This is a genomic window from Chitinophagaceae bacterium, from assembly GCA_016710165.1.
Taxonomy (GTDB): Bacteria; Bacteroidota; Bacteroidia; order Chitinophagales; family Chitinophagaceae; genus Ferruginibacter.
The window spans coordinates 979,614-998,122 of record JADJLJ010000001.1; the positions used below are offsets into that span (position 1 = coordinate 979,614).

Annotated in this window: 15 protein-coding genes and 1 pseudogene; 7 read left to right on the top strand and 9 right to left on the bottom strand. The window is 44.7% G+C overall.

From position 1 onward, the window contains the following. The first annotated feature begins 485 nt into the window (after positions 1-485). The 4 genes and pseudogenes from IPJ02_04350 (at position 486) to IPJ02_04365 (ending at position 4,466) form a co-directional block, all read left to right on the top strand. Positions 486-2,171: pseudogene (locus tag IPJ02_04350) on the top strand (DNA polymerase/3'-5' exonuclease PolX). Positions 2,172-2,442: 271 nt separating this feature from the next. Beyond that, positions 2,443-3,120 (top strand): hypothetical protein, encoded by a 678-nt coding sequence (locus IPJ02_04355; GenBank protein MBK7374806.1) that lies wholly within the window; start codon positions 2,443-2,445, stop codon positions 3,118-3,120. A gap of 86 nt (positions 3,121-3,206) precedes the next feature. Continuing rightward, complete coding sequence (locus tag IPJ02_04360) at positions 3,207-3,674, top strand: hypothetical protein (protein ID MBK7374807.1); 468 nt, start codon at positions 3,207-3,209, stop codon at positions 3,672-3,674. 246 nt (positions 3,675-3,920) lie between these two features. Next, positions 3,921-4,466 (top strand): hypothetical protein, encoded by a 546-nt coding sequence (locus tag IPJ02_04365; GenBank protein ID MBK7374808.1) that lies wholly within the window; start codon positions 3,921-3,923, stop codon positions 4,464-4,466. 523 nt (positions 4,467-4,989) lie between these two features. On the opposite strand, the gene IPJ02_04370 is transcribed toward IPJ02_04365, so the two are convergent. Beyond that, positions 4,990-5,784 carry a hypothetical protein gene (locus tag IPJ02_04370; protein MBK7374809.1) on the bottom strand — a complete coding sequence of 265 codons (795 nt, stop codon included), beginning with the start codon at positions 5,782-5,784 and terminating at the stop codon, positions 4,990-4,992. 77 nt (positions 5,785-5,861) lie between these two features. On the opposite strand from IPJ02_04370, the gene IPJ02_04375 reads away from it, so the two are divergent. Beyond that, positions 5,862-6,839, top strand: coding sequence for a helix-turn-helix transcriptional regulator (locus IPJ02_04375; GenBank protein MBK7374810.1), 978 nt, complete (start codon positions 5,862-5,864; stop codon positions 6,837-6,839). A 253-nt stretch (positions 6,840-7,092) separates the two neighbouring features. Here IPJ02_04375 and IPJ02_04380 read toward each other — a convergent pair whose 3' ends face one another. The 3 genes from IPJ02_04380 to IPJ02_04390 are packed head-to-tail and all read right to left on the bottom strand — an operon-like array spanning position 7,093 to position 12,732. Then, on the bottom strand, positions 7,093-10,845 hold the full coding sequence (locus IPJ02_04380; GenBank protein MBK7374811.1) for a HAMP domain-containing histidine kinase: 3,753 nt from the start codon (positions 10,843-10,845) through the stop codon (positions 7,093-7,095). A 7-nt stretch (positions 10,846-10,852) separates the two neighbouring features. After that, positions 10,853-11,665 carry a nucleoside triphosphate pyrophosphohydrolase gene (gene mazG, locus IPJ02_04385; protein ID MBK7374812.1) on the bottom strand — a complete coding sequence of 271 codons (813 nt, stop codon included), beginning with the start codon at positions 11,663-11,665 and terminating at the stop codon, positions 10,853-10,855. Positions 11,666-11,673: 8 nt separating this feature from the next. Then, positions 11,674-12,732 carry a DUF3667 domain-containing protein gene (locus IPJ02_04390; protein ID MBK7374813.1) on the bottom strand — a complete coding sequence of 353 codons (1,059 nt, stop codon included), beginning with the start codon at positions 12,730-12,732 and terminating at the stop codon, positions 11,674-11,676. Positions 12,733-12,875: 143 nt separating this feature from the next. Here IPJ02_04390 and IPJ02_04395 point away from each other — a divergent pair, with 143 nt between their 5' ends. Next, on the top strand, positions 12,876-13,706 hold the full coding sequence (locus tag IPJ02_04395; GenBank protein MBK7374814.1) for a hypothetical protein: 831 nt from the start codon (positions 12,876-12,878) through the stop codon (positions 13,704-13,706). A 218-nt stretch (positions 13,707-13,924) separates the two neighbouring features. On the opposite strand, the gene IPJ02_04400 is transcribed toward IPJ02_04395, so the two are convergent. The 5 genes from IPJ02_04400 to IPJ02_04420 all read right to left on the bottom strand — a co-directional run bounded on the left by IPJ02_04400 (position 13,925) and on the right by IPJ02_04420 (position 16,301). Beyond that, a complete protein-coding gene (locus IPJ02_04400) occupies positions 13,925-14,554 on the bottom strand; it encodes a response regulator transcription factor (protein MBK7374815.1) in 630 nt (209 codons plus the stop codon). An 11-nt stretch (positions 14,555-14,565) separates the two neighbouring features. Further along, positions 14,566-15,315, bottom strand: coding sequence for a sensor histidine kinase (locus IPJ02_04405; protein MBK7374816.1), 750 nt, complete (start codon positions 15,313-15,315; stop codon positions 14,566-14,568). Between the two features lie 76 nt (positions 15,316-15,391). Then, a complete protein-coding gene (locus IPJ02_04410) occupies positions 15,392-15,571 on the bottom strand; it encodes a hypothetical protein (protein MBK7374817.1) in 180 nt (59 codons plus the stop codon). Positions 15,572-15,584: 13 nt separating this feature from the next. Further along, positions 15,585-15,926 carry a hypothetical protein gene (locus tag IPJ02_04415; protein ID MBK7374818.1) on the bottom strand — a complete coding sequence of 114 codons (342 nt, stop codon included), beginning with the start codon at positions 15,924-15,926 and terminating at the stop codon, positions 15,585-15,587. Positions 15,927-15,929: 3 nt separating this feature from the next. Continuing rightward, positions 15,930-16,301: a hypothetical protein gene (locus IPJ02_04420; protein ID MBK7374819.1), complete on the bottom strand. Its 372-nt coding sequence runs from the start codon at positions 16,299-16,301 to the stop codon at positions 15,930-15,932. Between the two features lie 599 nt (positions 16,302-16,900). Between IPJ02_04420 and IPJ02_04425 the strand changes: the two genes are divergently transcribed. Next, positions 16,901-18,370, top strand: a complete 1,470-nt coding sequence (locus IPJ02_04425; protein ID MBK7374820.1) for a hypothetical protein — start codon at positions 16,901-16,903, stop codon at positions 18,368-18,370. The last annotated feature ends 139 nt before the right edge of the window (positions 18,371-18,509 follow it).

Consider the following 18,509-nt stretch of genomic DNA (forward strand, 5'->3'; position numbering starts at 1 on the left):
AAAAAATATTTATACTTTTAAGTATTATTTACTAACCAATTAAATTTTAAAAAAATGGCAACAAAGAAAAAAGCTGCAAAAAAAGCTGCTCCTAAGAAGAAAGCTGCTCCTAAAAAGAAAGCTGCTCCTAAGAAGAAAGCTGCAAAGAAGAAATAATCTTCGCTTTTTTAGAAAAGCAAAATATCTTGAAAGTCCCGGAAGTTCTTCGGGACTTTTTCTTTTCAGAAACTCCCGTCCACAAAGGGTTTCAACGGGAACCATTCCGGCAGTTATTTTCAGATCTTCCGTTCCCAGCTATGCTCAAATCTTACTTTTTCCTGTACCGGTAAACAAAACCGTTTTCATTTTTTCCTGTCCGGCATTTTCATTTTCCGCATCATTTTATCCATTGCGCTGTTCCTCCTTTGCATCATTTATGGTTGATTTTCCCGTTTTCAGCCGCCCCGGCCAAAACCGCCCAATTGCCTTATTTGTTACTTTTAGGTATGGATAACTACCAAATAGCCGAAAATTTTTCCCTGCTGGCCAAATTGATGGACATACACGGAGAAAACAGTTTTAAGGCAAAATCGTATGCAGCGGCTGCATTCAATATTGAAAAACTTCCGGTGCAGTTAACGGATGCGCCGCATGAAAAGATCTTCGGGTTTAAAGGCATCGGAGAATCCTCCGGGAAAAAAATAATCGAACTGTTAGAGACCGGTTCTCTCCAGGCATTGCAGGAAATGATCGCTAAAACACCCGCGGGTGTGATCGAAATGCTGAACATAAAAGGCATCGGTCCAAAAAAAATATCCACCATCTGGAAAGAGATGCAGATCGAAAGCATCGGTGAACTTTTATACGCCTGCAAAGAGAACCGGCTTAAATTATATAAGGGCTTTGGCGAAAAGACCCAGCAGAATGTGATGGAGAGCATTGAATTTTATTTAAGCAGTCACGGCAGTTATTTACATCCCCAGGTGGAGGCCGTAGTACCGCAAATAACCGCCTATCTTGAAAAGTCATTCGGCCCGGAAAATGTATTCATCACAGGCAGTTTCAAACGGCAGTTGGAGATCATTGAAGAACTGTAATACGTGATCAAAAGCAGCAATGAGGCCATCAAGCCAAAATTCCAGTCGGCCAACCCGCCCGAACTGCTGGAGGAAAAACCGGGTACCTTATTATATAAGCTGCTCAACGGCCTCAAACTGAGGCTTCATACCGGGGAAACCGATGTGGAAAAAAGGCTCTTCGTTACCGGTTCCAGCCCCGAATTCAGCGAAAACTTCCTCTCCCGCTACCCCAACCTGGATTTCAGCAAGGTTTCCGGGGCCGATGACCAGCCCCTTTTTGCCCAGGCGGGCATCTCCCATATACCAGCCTGCCTGCGGGAAATGCCCACAATAATTGACCGGGCTAAAAAAGCGCCCCTGCCTGAACTTATCCAACCCTTCGATATCAGGGGCATCATCCACAGTCACAGCAACTGGAGTGACGGCAGCAATACCCTGGAAGAAATGGCCCTTGCCGCCAAAGCACAGGGACTGGAATACCTGGTGATCAGCGACCACAGCAAAAGTGCATTTTATGCCAATGGACTGAACGAAGAACGGATAAAAGCCCAGCACCAGTTAGTGGATGAACTGAACAGCAAACTGGCCGGCTTCAAAATATTCAAAAGCATTGAAAGCGATATCCTCTACGACGGAAGCCTCGACTATTCCAATTCAATACTGTCAACCTTCGACCTCGTCATCGCATCGGTGCACAGCATATTAAGTATGACCGAAGAAAAAGCGATGCAACGGCTGATCGCTGCCATTGAAAATCCTTATACAACCATACTGGGGCATATGACCGGCAGGTTATTGCTCAGCCGAAAAGGATACCCCGTTGATCATAAAAAAATAGTGGATGCCTGTGCAGCCAATAAGGTGGTGATAGAACTGAATGCACACCCGAGCAGGCTGGATATTGACTGGCGGCATATTTACCTTGCGCTTGAAAAAGGCGTGATGATCTCCATTGATCCCGATGCCCACAGCATTGAAGGGTTCAGCGACACCCGCTATGGCGTACTGGCGGCACAAAAAGCCATGGTGACCAAAGAACAGAACCTGAGCAGCATGGGGCTGGCGCAGTTTGAAAACTTTATACAGGAGCGGAAGGCGGTGAAAGTGATTTAGCTGAGGCATTTAGGCATATAGGAGAGATAGTTGGTCCCTATATGGTTGAATGTGGTTGAAATTGGTTGAATGTGGTTGAATGTGGTTGAATATTGTTGAATGTCGTTTTTATGTATTTTCTATGTTTCCTATGTGGTCCAATTTGGTTGAATGTTGTTTTGATGCATTTTCTATGTTTCCTATGTTCCTATGTGGTTCAAACAGGTTTAATGTGGTTCACCTGGCATTGCAAATACAACTTTATTAAACTATTTTTCGGAAAACAATCATCATGATCCCCGAATTACCCCTCTACATTAATATTGTTTTTATAATTACCACCTTGCTAACGGTTTTTCTTTTTTACAGGGCTGCCAACAGGTCTATAACAACATTAACTGTAATTACCGGATGGATGCTGGTGCAGGCCGGCCTGGCTTTTAGTGGATTTTATACCGTCACGGATACCTTTCCACCCCGGTTTGCACTGATCGCAGTACCGGCCATTGTTTTTATCATCATCCTGTTCCTGGTACCTGCGGGAAGAAAATACCTAGATGGCCTCGACCCCAGGACCATGACCATACTGCATATCGTTCGCATACCGGTGGAGTTGACCCTCTACTGGTTATTCCTTAATAAAGCTGTACCTGATATAATGACCTTTGCCGGGAGGAACTTTGATATCATTGCCGGCATTACGGCCCCCATCATCTTTTACATAGGTTTTGCAAATAACCAGCCCCGTAAAATGATCCTGGTTGCCTGGAACCTGCTATGCCTTGGCTTGCTTTTTAATATTGTCATCACTGCGGTGTTTTCTGCCCCATCCTCTTTTCAGCAGTTTGGCCTCGACCAGCCCAATATCGCCATCCTGTATTTCCCCTTTGTGTGGCTGCCCTGCTGTGTGGTGCCGCTGGTGCTGCTGAGTCATTTGGCAAGTTTGAGGAAGTTGTTGTTGAATAAATGAGGGTTAATATGGATTGATCGAGTTGTATTTGCGAAAAATTAATAAGCTGAAACTTTCGCCTATTTTTGAGTTAGCTGTAATTAACAATGCTACACGTAAAACTCTTCATATTAGCAACCTTAAGTCTGGTGACACTTAATTGCAGGACAATTTCTCACAAGTATTCAATTGAAATTCGGCATTTTGCTGGTGCAGTGGGTTTGACGATTTATTACATCGTTGACGATAAATCCATAATGGTTGACACTCATTGTGACTTGGAGAATTGCAAAAGAAAAAATGTCTACAAAAGAAGTCTTACATCTGTGCAAAGTGACAGTTTATTTCAAGCATTAAAATCTTTGCACCTGGACACTTTAAAGACAAGTTACAAACCTAAAGGAATGGCATTTGATGGGCTTGTCTCTTCAATAAAACTTCGTGGTTCTGAATTTCCAAACAAGGACATATCTATCGACAATGTAGACTTACCGGCAACGGACAGTTTATATAGAATTTTAGACCGACTTATTTTGGAAAAAAAATATCAGTTTTATCATTTCGGTGAAGAATAACTACAGCCAACTTGGGTTTTGTGCAAGTGTGGCCTGACAAACAAACTTCAGCCAATTGCAAATCCAGGCTGTGGTTCGGGCTGGACAAACAACTTTGGGCTTTAGTTCTTAACTTCAACTTCAGTTTTTCAATCAGCAGCGGCTGTGGGCGGACGGAATACTAATGCCACACCTGCACAAAGCCCTGCTCGGTAGCTGTCTTTGTTGTGTGGCTTTACGTTTATTATACTAACTATCGAAACACTTATGTCGAAAAATGAGACTCTAAATATTCCAAAAATAAATCTCGATTCAAAAGGAGAATTAATAATTGAACCTACTCCCTCTTCATCAAAACATGATTTTGACTTTTTTGAAGGCAAATGGAAACTTCAAAATAAAAAACTCAAATCGAGATTAACTAATTGCAATGAATGGATAGAATTTGAGTCGACGCAAGAAATGTATAGAGTATTAAATGGAATTGGAAATATTGACAATTTCCTTGCAACATTTGATGGGCAACCATTTGAAGGAATGACCGTACGACTTTTTAATCCAAAAACAAAATTATGGAGTATCTATTGGGCTGATTCAAGTCAAGGCAAATTAGATCCACCAGTTGTTGGTTCATTTGAAAATAATGTTGGGTATTTTTTTACAAAAGATATTTTAAATGGTAAAAACGTCTTATTAGTTTTTCGTTGGGATGCTAGAGATAAAGAAAATCCTGTTTGGAGTCAGGCTTTATCAGATGATGATGGAATTAGTTGGGAATGGAATTGGTACATGTATATGTCAAAAATAAAATAACCGCAATAAAAGGTAATAAATTGTGACCTCCCCCCACAACATCGGGTTTTATGCAACTTGGGCAAGACCAGCAACTTCTCAGCTTCGCTACCAATCATTGGCAATGGGCTTGACCGTGCACTATGCATTTTTTTCGTTTTAAAATACAAATTCCGTTTCTTAATTTTTGCTTCAGCGGGGTTTTCGCCAACGGAATTTCCTTTGTTTTTACCGTAGTTTATGCGAAACCCCGATGTTGAGAGTACACTTCATCGGGGTTTCACGGAACTGTCTTATTATTCAGGTGTATGCTGCAAAGTTTCAGCAAAAAAGTAAGACCCCTTTGCGAAGATCTTTGCGGTCTTTGCGGTTACCTTCAACTGTGCAGAGGACTGAACCGCAAAGGACGCAAAGGAAATGCACGCAAAGAAAGCAAAGGGATGTTTCTATCTCAGCGAGGTTTTCTCCAAAGGAATTTCCTTTGTTCTTAGAAAGATTTTTGCAAAACTCCGTTGAAAAAAAACCCAACCTGTTTACCAGTTCCCTATTTAAAATACCTGTACAGCACCCGGTCTTCTCCTTTCCATTGTGCGATCTTTGCCAGCGAATTTATCAAGGGTTCCTGGAACCAGGATGGCATACCAGGCAGGTAAGATTCGCTGTACGCCAGCAGCAATGCCATGTGCCAGGGGTTCCTGGTCATTTCATTTTTCAGGAGCCCGTCATTGATCAGTCCATATGCCACCCGAAGCGTTTTCTCCAAGCCGGCTGCAGGGGCAATTTTCACCTGCAATACCGATTTACTGTCCAGGGCATTTTTAAAGAAATGCATATCCCTTTTACTGGCCGTTATTGTTTTCCCCTTATCCAACAACAGTTCTTTCCCGTTCTGCCCGATACGCACTCGCCCCTCCAATACAGTGAACTGTTCGGTAAACCGGTTGTGGTAATGCCAGTCGTTGCCTCCGTAGGGCTCCAGTTCCACTTCCACCAGTTCATAGGCACCCCCGGTTTCTTTGCCGGTCTTTAAGAACCGGGCTGCATAGTTCCCTTCCCGGTTAATAATAGTTCTGTCGGTACGGTTGCCCACACTGCGGTCCAGTGGCGGAAGGAAGGCAGCAAATAACAGGATCCCCAGGTAACCGGACAGCAGCAGGAATACAGGCAGGTAAAGAACAGAATATACCAGCTTTATCCAGCCACTTCTTTTGCCCTTCCATATTTTAAATACCCCCACCGGATAAAAAAGATACCATAAAGCAGTTAACCGGCTTTGTTTGTTCACAGTTGATGCAGCCTTTTCATCAATACATACGGCTGGGTTCACAATGTTTTGCATGACTATATAATTTTATGCAAAGATGCACCGCACCGGCGCTTCCCCTTTTGAGATAAACGGATCATTATTTACGGAAAATGGATACGATCAATACTGCCGTCTTACATAATCATTTTGGCAATAACGGGCACCGGCTGCTGTATGCCGATGAACGGTATTCCGAAGAGGAAATGAGTTTCAGCGAACCTGCATTGGGTGCTGGTAATATCCGCACTATCGCAACAGCAGCCATGCGACTCACCGAATTCTGCCTGCAAACCGGCCATCCGGTTAAACTGGCAGATACCCAGCCATCTGAAACAACGGAATCAGCCTTTATCTTAAAGGGAGATATTGAATCGAGGTTTAACAATGCAAAGGATACCATGAGGTTCAGCAGGCAGCAGCACAACCTGCAATACAATACAGATTTCAGTGGTGAACATACCCTGCATTCCGGTGAATTGCATGCACTCACCATAACCTATGCCCCATCCTTCCTGCACGGGCTGGTAAATGCATGCGAAGGCAGTACATGGCATGCTTTCCGGAAAAGCCTGGAAAAAAAACAACGGTTCCTGGCATCACCGGCCCCGGTTTATTGCCGGAATGAAATGCAGGACATCATACGATCCATATGTCATTGCCGGTTCCAGGGACTCACCCGCTACCTGTACATTGAAAGCAAGATGATGGAATTATTTGTGCTGCAGATGGAGCAGCTGCACACACACCAGGCCCTGCACCCTGGAGAAAAATGGCGACCCGCTGACAAGGATAAATTGATCTCCGTAAAAGAATTCATAGATGAGCATTACCTTGATCCCCTTACACTAAAAGAAATCGCCAGTACATTCGGGCTTAATGAATTCAAACTAAAAAAAGGGTATAAGCATTTCTTCCAGGCTACGGTTTTTGGTCATATACATCACTTACGTATGCAGAAAGCAAAGCAACTTCTCCAGGAAAAAGAAATGAATGTTTCGGAGACCGCTTATTTCATCGGGTACAACAATGTGAGCAGTTTCTCCGCCGAATTCAAAAAAAGGTTTGGCTATAATCCCAGCAGGGAGTGAGAAGATCCTGGCGGAAAGGCGGGATACGGGATACAGGATACGGGATACAGGATACAGGATACTGGATACCAGATAACGGATACCAGATAACGGATACCAGATAACGGATACCAGATAACGGATACCAGATAACGGATACAGGATATTAGGAAATTATCATTGGGCATTGGGTGCCGCATGTAGCAGGGGACCTTAAAATAGTCAGTGTCCAATGACCAATGACTTAATGACTTAATGACCAATGACCATACCATCATTTTTCATTCACCACCGGCAGTTCCACAAAGAACGTAGTCCCCTCTCCTGCCTTCGTTTCAAACCATATCCTTCCCCTGGCCTGCTCAACGATGCCCTTGCTCATGGCAAGTCCCAACCCGGTGCCCGAGGTTTTGGTAGTAAAATTGGGTGTGAAGATCTTTGCCTGCATCTCTTCCGGTATACCGTTGCCATTGTCCTTCACTTTCACCAGTACTTTTCCATCGGCCAGTAATTCCAGCATATCAATGTTAACCTGCTTATCCTCCGGCACGGCCTGTATGGCATTTAATATAAGATTGGTGAAGAGGCGGTTGATATGTGTACGGTCGGCATGGATACGCACCGGCCCTTCCAGCGGTTTCCAGTTGATGCGTATGCGTTCGTCCACGGCATGCAGCTGGCAGGCAAGGGTGATCACATCATTCAGGTTGAATACTTCATTGTGCGGGTTACCGATATTGGCAAACTGGCTGAACTCCCCGGCTATATGATTGAGGTGATCGATCTGTTCCACCAATGTCTGCGCAACGTTGGCAGTAAGTTCCTTTACATTCCCTGCATCGTTGCTGATGGATTTCTGCAGGTACTGGAGGCTCAGCTTCATCGGTGTCAGCGGGTTCTTTATCTCATGCGCCACCTGCCGGGCCATTTCACGCCAGGCGCCCTCCCGTTCGCTTTTGGCAAGGGCCACGGCACTGTCATCCAGTTTGGCCACCATCTTGTTGTATTCCTTCACCAGTTCCCCGATCTCATCGTCCCTCTTCCAGTCGATGGCTTCGTTCAGCTGCCCCAGGCTCACCGCTTTCATTTTTTTGCTGATGAACGAGAAGGAACGGGTGATGCGGTTGGTGATGAACAGCGCCACGATGCCGGCTATTAAAAAGATGAATGCATTGAGGTTGATGATGGTGACGAGGAAATTGGCGATCTCTTCCTGCAACTTGCTTTCCGAAGTGAAGTAGGGAATATTCAGGTACGCATATTCCCGGCCGCTGCCGTCAATAACCGGCACATAGTTGCTGATGAAATTCAGTTTGCCGATCTTCTCTTCTTTGAAATACTGCACTTCCTTCCCTTTATGAAGATGGTAGTAGGCAATGGGGTCCATCCGGGTGCTGATGATGCCCTTGTTGTAAGGCAGGGGCAGCGAGGACACTTTTAAATTGCCGTCCAGGTCGTAGAGGTTAACATCCACGGCATGGATCTCGGATATCTTGTCGATGATCTTCTCCAGTTTTTCGCGGTAGGCCTCATCATAAACTTTCACCACATCGTCGAAGATGGCCAGGTCCGATAAGGAGATGCGTACTTCGTTCTCCATTACATGGATCACCCGGCTCAGCTTTTCCCGGTTTGTATTCTGGTAGCGGCTGATGAAGAACAGGATGGTTGCCACCCCGATGATGATGAACGAAATGGCGCTGATGAAGATAACCGTGCCGTATATCTGGTTGCGGATGCTGAGCTGCCAGTAATTCCTGAACCGGAACCGGCTGAACCGGGTACGGATGAGCACATTCAGCAGCGAGAATACGCCCGTGACCAGCAAAAAGGCGCAAAACAGGTACGAGAACAGGGTGATGGATTCGATCAGGAAATTATTCTCTTTGGCGATGATCACCACCTTCTGTGCCCCGGCACGGTACCAGAGTTCGTCGTAACTGCCTTTCTTCACGGTCATGAATTCCTCTATAGGCACCTGCGCGGGAGTAAGTTTTGTTGGAAAAGCATAATCGTTGTGACTGCTCACCAGTTGCAGGTTATTGTACACCGCAAAAGCATACACGGCCGAATTCTCAATGGCATTGCTGGTGCCCCGGGAAAAAAGTTCCAGGTTAAGGGCATCTGTTTTATACTTACGGGGATTGGCCAGTATGAATGCATAGCCCAGGGTATCCCCGTCAAAATCGGTGATCGTCTTCTTGCTGATGTAGCTGAACCGGTCGTACGATTCATCATAGTAAAAAAGATCCGGGTTATTGGTGGGCTTTGCCTGGGTCTTCATTACGGTATTCAGTTCATTGAAACCCGTACCATCATCGTTGAACAAAGGATCTTCATTGGCATCAAATGTATAGATCCGGGTCACGTACTTATTGGTATAGCCCGAAAAATTCCCGTTCACCAGGCTGTCTTTAAAGAACCGGCTGGATGAATCGGTTGTAAGCCGGTGAAAATTCGCTGCCAGGTATTCGCTCCGGAAATCGGTGAGCAGGGTATTCAGCAGGGTTTCGCTGGTCGGGTCGGCCTTGGTGGAAAGTGTTTCTGCATAATGCCTGCGGTTACGCAGTTCCTTCCGGCTGTTCTCCACTACGATCACGGAAGTGATGGTGACCGAAAAAAAGAAAAGCCAGAAAATAAGCCGCAGGGATGCCACTTTGCGGCTGGATATGCCCAGGTTTCCACGGTACAACAGTAACAGGTAAACGATGAGCCAGGCCAGTATGAATAATTTAAAGCCGGCATTTTCTTTTCCCAACTGAAAACTGAGGTAAATTAATCCGCCGATGGCCGTGGCCAGGTAAAATACCGGGGAACTTTTCGGGAAGAATGGCTGGATGAAGTGGAGCAGTACCTGGCTCAGTAAAAAATACCCCATGGCCACGCAGCACAGTACCACGAAACCGGTAACACTGTAAATATTCAGCGTGAAGAAATTGATCACATCAAAGGATATCTGCGAATCAGCCACCAGGCTGCGCACGATATCGCCTGCAACAAAGGTTGCGACCAGCAATCCCACACAGGCGGCAGCAAGCACCACCCATCTGAATTCAGGTCTTTTATTACCCAACTGGATCTTCTCGTCCTTCAGGTGATAATGGGTGAATAAAATGATCCAGGTGAACAGCATGGAATTTATCAGCAGGTCGCCCAATGACCGGAACACGATATTTGAACCGTAAATGGAAGGGTCGAACAATTCAAACTGCCGGAAGTTGAGCGGTACCGGCAAATAATAACTCATGACCCGGAGTAAAAGAATACTTGCAAGCAGAAACAGTAAAGCCTTTCCCAGTCCCTTGTTGGCCACTAAAAAATTAGCCAGCAGGTGAATGAACAGCAATACGATCATCGCGGTCAATATCCTTAACCACACCGCAACCTGGTTATTCTTCGGGATCACGATGTTCTGCTTTTCGGTCAGGTAAAATAATGGCCGGCCATGAACCGACCTTACCGGGGAAGCATTGGGCTGTAGGGAAATATCGTAATTCCTTTCAATGTCACGCCCGGTGGCAAACGTATTACGCAGGTATGTATTGGTGATAAAATAATTCCATTTCACCGGAATCAGTGCAACCAGGATACCCGACGCATCATTTACCTTGCGCCACACATAATAACCGTTCTCCAGTTGTATGAACCCGGTGCTGTCGGCCGATGCCAGCAACTCATCCGAGGGCAGCACGGTCTGTGTATTCCAGAATTCCAGTTTGCGCAGGCCGATGTCGTTCACAAAATAGCGGTAGATAAAATATTTCTTACCAACCTGCTTCTGCAGGAAATCCTCTTCATAGCGGTTGTTCCGGATCATCTGCATGGCGGCGGTATCGGCCAGCAGTTTTTCAAAATCCTTTTCATGACGGTGGATATAGCCCTGCAGGTTCTCTTTAACGGCGCCTACCGAAGAATTGCCCGACCAGTAATTGTCGATGATAAAGGATATGGTAATGAACCAGGCAGCAATTATCAGCAGATAACTGTTTTGGATGATAAAACGTCTAAAAGGATTATTGTTTTGCAATCGGTAGTTAACTTGTTTGCTGCTTCTTGATGCTGTTCCAGATGCTGTCCATTTCTTCCAGGGTCATATCCTGCAGGGGTTTGCCGGTATTAAGGGCCGCTGATTCCATTTGGGTAAACCGCTGGATGAATTTTTTGTTGGTACGCTCCAGTGCATTCTCGGCATCTACCTGCAAAAACCTTGCAAAGTTTACCAGCGAGAAGAAAACATCTCCCAATTCATCTTCCATTTTGTTCACATCCCCCGACCGGATGGCTTCAAAAAGTTCTTTCTGCTCCTCTTCCACTTTCTCCCAAACCTGGTCCCGGTTGTCCCATTCAAAGCCCACCTGCTTTGCCTTTTCCTGCAGCCGCATGGCTTTTACCATGGATGGCAATGATTTGGGCACCCCGGCCAGTACCGATACCTTGCCTTCTTTCAGCTTCAGTTTCTCCCAGTTCCTTTTAACATCTTCTTCGTTATTTACATGGGTAAGTCCTGAGCCTGCCTGGCCGGTAGGCAGGCCTGTCGAAGGATAAATGTGCGGGTGCCGGGCTATGAGCTTATCGCAGATGCCGTTGAGCACTTCATCCAGGCTGAACTGCTGCTGCTCGGCCCCTATCCTGGCGTAAAACACAAGGTGAAGCATCAGGTCGCCCAGCTCTTCTTTGATCGATCTCCAGTCGCTTTCGGTGATGGCGTCGGCCAGCTCATAGGTTTCTTCAATGGTAAGCTGGCGCAGGGTATGAATGGTTTGTTTCTTGTCCCAGGGGCATTGTTCCCGGAGTTCATCCATGATCTTCACCAGCCGGAGAAATGAATCAGCATTGGAATTGGACATAATCTTTTTTAAAGTTTAAAGAAGGAAAAGAGGACAAATGTGGTAAACAGAAAGCACAACACGATCAAAAACAGGATGTTCACCAGTATGAATTTGATCATGGTCTTGGCCCTTCGCTGCATGTAAAAATTCCGCATGGCCTTATACTCGTAAAAGAACATGCCCAGGTACAGGAAAAAGATAAGCCAGCTGATGGCCCGCCAGCCGAGTATGCCGTTCAGGCTGTCGAGGCAGAAGATCAGCAGCAGGGCAATAAAAATGAAAATGTACAGGTGCAGGCTGAAGATGCCGTGGCTTACATAATAGAACTCCTTGCGGCGTATATAGACCAGTTTCAGTATCATGGCCAGCAAGGGCAGCGAGAGAAAGAGCAGTTGCGGCAGGCTGTGCAGCAGCAGTTCCTTAAAGTCCCGGAAGGCATCCAGTTTCCTGCCGTTGTATTTGTTATTCAGGTCGATCAGCTTATACGTGAAGGTACGTGCCAGCCAGCCATCGCCTTTGCCTGCTTTCAGCACAGAGTCGTACTGCCGGCGGGTTTTGTAGCTAACATTTATGAGATTGGCATTGGAGGATACAAGCATCGTATCTACATAAGCCCGGAACTCCTCCCGCGTCATTGGTTTATCCGGTTTGCCGTCTTCCCGGTTTATGTTCCGGGTAAAATCTGCAAAGAAAGCTGAATCCATTTTTGCAATATCAGACAGCGTCTTTTTATTTACGGTCGTTCCATTCTGCACATCGATCTTATCCGATTTGAAAAAGGTAAAGAATATCAGAAAGAAAAAGGCCGATGTGAAGATGTACATCCGTACCGGGTTCACATAACTTGCCCGGCGGCCCTGCATGTATTCCTTCGACAGGAACCCGGGCCGTACCAGCAGCCATTTTACCGTACTGAAGAACTTACCGTCAAAATGGGTGATGTCGCGGAAGAAATGGGAAATGAGTTCCCAAACCGATTCTTTGGGTTCTATGTTCTCCTGTCCGCACACATGGCAATACCTGCCCTGCACGTCGGTATTGCAGTTGAGGCAGTTCTTCTGCTGTCTTTCTTTGAGACGGCTCATGGTATTAATTTTGTTAAAAATAATAAAGTTTAAGGGTTTTTATGGTTTGGGGGGGCCGTCCTCCGGGTGACAGGTCACAAAAAATTAAAAAGCCGAATTTCAGTTGCCTAACTTGCATTACTTTTGAAAATAAAATGGCCGTAATGAAAAAAATGTTCCCCGGGCTTTGTGTTTTGCTGTTTGCAGGTCATTCATCTGCCGCCCAGTATTACTATACCGATATCCTGAATAATAAACAGGTGATGGCGGAACTGGCGGTGCTGAAGAGCAGGAATGTGAAGGGGGTAAAAGTGGTTTCCATGGAAGCCGACGGCACCGAAACAGCGGGCTTCACCTGCCAGAAAAAGATAACCAGGGATTTTACCGAAGTGGAGATCTATACGGCTACCGATCAATCTTATCCCAACACATTCATCTCTTATTTCAGCAAAACGGGCGTGCTGCAACGCACTGTTGATTCATCCGAAGCAGGCGCCACTACCATCGGCTATGTGTACGACGCTTCCGGGAAGCTTGTATCCGTTCATTCCGTAAAACGCTTTGCCGATGATGATGCCATGGATGTGGTTGAAAAACACCTGTACAATTACGACGAGGCAGGCATACCCCGGCAGATGATCCTGGTACGGAATAACCGGGATACCACTTTTTATGCTTTTGAAGCAGATGAAAGCGGCAACGTGATCATTGAAAAGAATTCAAAGACCTCCGAAGTATATTATTATTACTACGATACCCGCAACCAGCTCACCGATATTGTGCACCGCTACAGTTTCCAGAAACAGCTCTTCACCGAATCTTCGTTTGAATACAACGAAACAGGACAGCTTGTAAAAATGGTGACCTCCGAAAAAGAAGGCGCTTATTATTTTACCTGGCGCTATAATTACGAAGACGGCCTCCGCACCACCGAACGCTGCTACTCCAAAGAAGGAAGGATCATGGGATCGGTGGAGTATTTATACAAAAAGTAAGCGGATAACGGAGAGCAGATACGAGATACCGGATACAGGATACAGGATACAGGATACCGGATACGAGATACCGACTTGCACTGCATCCAGATAACGGATACCAGCTTCCTGCATCTTGCATCCTGTATCTTGTATCTGGCATCCTGCATCCTGCATTCAAATTCATCATATATCCGATCTTGATCCGGCACTATCGCACCGATACCGGCGGTCAAATCTTATATACCGTTCTTTATCAACAAGCCTTCCATCTTCTCTTCGATCTTTTCCCGGTATCCTTCAATGGTACGGATGCTTAGGTTCAGCTTTTCGGCGATCTCTTTATTGGAATACTGGTCGCATACCAGGCCGATGACCGTGATCTCCTTTTCAGAGAACCGGGGCTTCACGAGTTTTTTATAGGGGTTGAACTTGCTCTTGGCTATCAGCTGCAACAGTTTCTCCGACGTGTTCTTGCAATAATAGTTCTTGTCATTGTTCACTGCCCGGATGGCCTGTATGATCTCTTCCTTGTTTGCATTCTTGAGCAGGTAGCCTTTTGCCCCGGCTTCCAGCATATCAATGATCAGGTTGTCTTCGTCAAACATCGACAGGGCAATGATATTGATACCCGGCTTGCTGCCCACCAGTTCCCGGGTGGCTTCCACCCCATCCATTTTCGGCATTTTAATATCGGTGAGTATCACGTCGGGGTTGAGCTGCTGTGCCAGTGTCACCAGGTCCCTGCCGTTCTCTGCTTCGCCGATGAGTTTCAGCTCCGGGAATTTTTTTACCATGGTGCGGAACCCGTCCCGGAAGATCTCGTGGTCATCGGCGATCAGGATGCTGATGGGCGTATAATGCTTCATTTTTCGGGGGTTTATTTTATAGGTGCAATAAGATGATAGCTCACGCCTTTGCCCGGCCTTGCTTCAATATTCAGTTCGCCCTGCATCACTTCGGCACGGCTGTACAGGTTCTTCAGTCCCAGCCCGCTGGAATGCTCTTTCACTTGTTCCAGGTCAAAGCCCACGCCGTTGTCTTCCGATTTAAGGTCGATCTTCTTTTCATCCATGGCCAGGTGCAGGAACAGCACCGATGCGTGGGAATGTTTGATGGTGTTCTGTATCACTTCCAGTACCATCCGGTAGATATTGATCATTAGTTCGGGTTTCAGTTTGGCATCGCCGCTGTGTTTGAAATGGATCTTTATCGGGAAGATCTTTTCCGTTTTGGGGATCAGTTCTTCAATGGCGGCGATCAGTCCTTTGCGGTTGAGGGCGCTGGGCATCAGGTCGAAGGATATCTCGCGGATGCGGGTGATGGAATCGTCGATATGCTGGCTGGCTTTTTCGATCAGTTCCTTGTCGTCTTCACCCGGTATATCCACGGCATTGATCTTGAACTTGACGGCCGAGAGCAGGGGCCCCAGATCGTCGTGCAGGTCGGCGGCGATGCGTTGCCGTTCCCTTTCCAGCGCACGGATCTCGGCCTGGATATTGTCCAGGTGAAGCTGCCTTGTTTTTTTCTGCTGGCGGATGATGGTGAAAATAAAATAACCCAGTATCACGGCCAGCAACACTGCGGCAGTTATGATGAGAGCATAGACACTTTCTTCTTTGGTATCCATAATACGGCCCAGGCAAATAAAAAGTTTACAAAAAAGTTAATCCCGGTAAAGATTATCAAATACGATAGATCCAGTTTCAGACCCGGCTCCATTCCATGAGGAAAAATACTTCAATAAACGCTTTGTAGGAAAAATAGATGAGCATGCCGCTGCAGATGATGAAGATGGCATTCTTCAGCAGGACTGTTTTGGCCCGGTTTATCATCGAGGTCAACTGGTCGATCGCCAGGAACACCATCATAAAAGAACTGAACATGCGGAACCCGGAGTTAAGTTGTGATGCGGTGAAACACCAAGGTTATCTGCCAGCCAGGCCTCAGCAGTGATGCAGGCAACCAGGCGGTCCGCTTTCTTTTTGTAAAAAGTCCCCAGTTGCTGAACTGCCATATGTATAAGAGCGACTCGATGATCACAAAGATATTTCCATTGACGGCGTTGGACCCGGTGTAATACACCATGGTGAGACTGAGGCTATGGTTAATGAAGCCAAGGCATACGATGATAATAAAAGGTTGATACGCCGGTTCCACTTTACGGTAGCGTATCAACCCCGGAACAGCAGCAAACGCACTGTTAAAGCCCAATATTGCTGCAACCTCGAATAATCTCATTGGTTAAGGGTTTAATGCAGATGGCGGCGGGCAATAAGGCGGACACCTTACGGAGTCGTCCACGATATCATCGCCTACCACATCATTTTCTAAGGTACTGCTTACGGGTAAGATATCCTCATTATTACTGTTCACGGCCACCAGGATGGGGCGAACCTGCAGGTCCTCGTCCATGCCGTAATAAAGACGGATGGCCGTACACTCTGCTTTGTTTACGAGGGTGGCCACGGCAGCTTTGTTGAACGTGTCGCTGATGCAAAGGATGTCCCGCCCTGCATAGAGGGGGTCAATAACGGCGGTCATGTTGTTGCGGTAGCGGGTGGTCATGTCAATGGCTTGTTGCAGGGAGATGAATCCCGGTTCTGGGTTACTCATACTTGAAAAGTTTTAGTGGGTTATTGAATAATAAGGTAATAGGCAGCAAGGTTAAAAAACATCCAGATAATAATAAGGGTATAAATACGGTAATTGTAAAGGTAGTAACCGCAAAATAATAAGGTAGAACTTCCCTTGCTTAGCGGCCCCAAAAAACCCAGTTTTGGATTTTGGGGTTTTTGATCCGTACCCTATACTTTTTGAACATTGAACATTGATCATTGAACATTGATCATTGAATATTTAAAAAATGCTCAATACCCAACGCTCAATGATCAACCTGCTTGCCGGCAGGCAGGTTTTCAACAGGCGGCGACCGAATTTTATCTGTGTAGCGGGGTTTAAACAAACTGTATTTTCTTTGTTTTACGGAGGTTTTTGCGAAATTCCGATGTTGAAAAGAGCCAGGAGTAAACTCCATCGGGGTTTCACGCAATAGTCTGATTAATCAAATGTATGCTGTGCAAATCCCGTTGAGGCAAAAGCAAATTTTTATTACCCCTTGAAACTTTCGCCTATTTTTTATTTGTACCCAATTATTTAAGCCTTTCATATTCTAAAATTTCATATTTTTATTAATATAGAAATAAAAAAATACAATGACAGTCAAAGATTGGTTACCTGAATTCAAAGTTTCGTCAGAAAGTGATGACGAACTTATTCAATACTTTTTTAAAACAAAATATATTGATGAAGTTCTAAAGTCATCTAAATGGCTTGTGCTTGGAAGAAAGGGAACAGGAAAGACCGCAATATATGAGTATTTTAAAAAGACAGCTTTCAATGATATAAATCAATATAATGTCATTCCATTAAATTTTAAAGATTACCCTTGGCCCTTTCATAAAATGTACAAAGAATCTATGGAAGGTGAATTAACTGCATACCAAAAGAGTTGGCTTTATTTAATTACTGTAAAAGTTATTTCTCAAATCATAGCTTTAAAAGAAAAAAACGAAATAAAACTTTCTAAAGATTTATCTGCTTTAAAAAAATATTTTGAGAGCATATATGGCTCACCAAACCCAACTTTAATCGAAGTAATCAAGGGTAAACTACAACGAATTGAAAAAATTAGTTTTCCATCGGTTGACGGCCCTGCAGACATCTCTTTAAACACTGGAGAAATATCTTTCGAAGATCTTTCCAGAAGTACTGAATTAAAAGAGAAGTTACGATACAACGCCTTTAGCCTCTACAACTATTTATATAAAGTTCTGAAACAAGAAATAACGAGTGAAAAATTTCTTGTAATAATAGATCAACTTGATGAAAATTGGCTTACTGAAGAATTAGATGAGCATTCTAAAGTATTGATAAATCTAATTCATGCATGTCAGCACATTAATAAGGAGTTTAATAAGAATATCAAAGTTGTTGTAATGTTGAGAACTGATATTTATGACACATTAAGATTTAATGACAAAACCAAAATATACCAAGACAGTGCTATTGAAGTAAAGTGGGATGCCGAATCATTAGATGATATGTTTTTTGAACGTATCAAAAAATATAAGCCAGTCGTAATTTCACTAGATTTAGCTCAAAAATCCAACTCGATATTCGAGGTAAGAACAGTACGACATGGCGCATCACCGTTTAAGCATATTCTAAGGAGATCATTTTATCGGCCACGTGACATTATTGTTTTCATGAATAAAATTCGGTCAAATTATTCTAATTCTAAATCGGGGCTTTACACTTCAAATGACATCTATTCTGCCGAGAGAGATTATTCAATAAACATATATGGCGAACTTCTGGATGAATGGATAAATCAAAAGCCTTTAATTGAAAAATATTTAGGTATTCTGCAAAGTATCGGAGTTCAAACCTTCACATACAGCGAATATTCAGAAAAGTATTTAAAACAAATCGGCGATGTCTCAAAAGCAACCATCGATGAATCGCTTTTATTTTTGTTCCAAAATAGTATAATTGGACAAAAAATAAATGTCAATTGGGAATACTATTGCACTAATCCATATATTCAAATTGATTTTGACAAAATTTTCCATGTCAACAATGCCCTAAAAAACAGACTCAATCTAACTGAAGGACGTTCATAACTGCGCACAACATTGGTTTGGCGTAATTGGGGCTTGACGGAAAAAATCTCAACTTCAGTACATAGCCAAGCATCTGCTATCGGCTGGATCGTTAACTAATCCACCAGCGGTTCTTTGCTACGCTTCCAGTGCAGCTGGC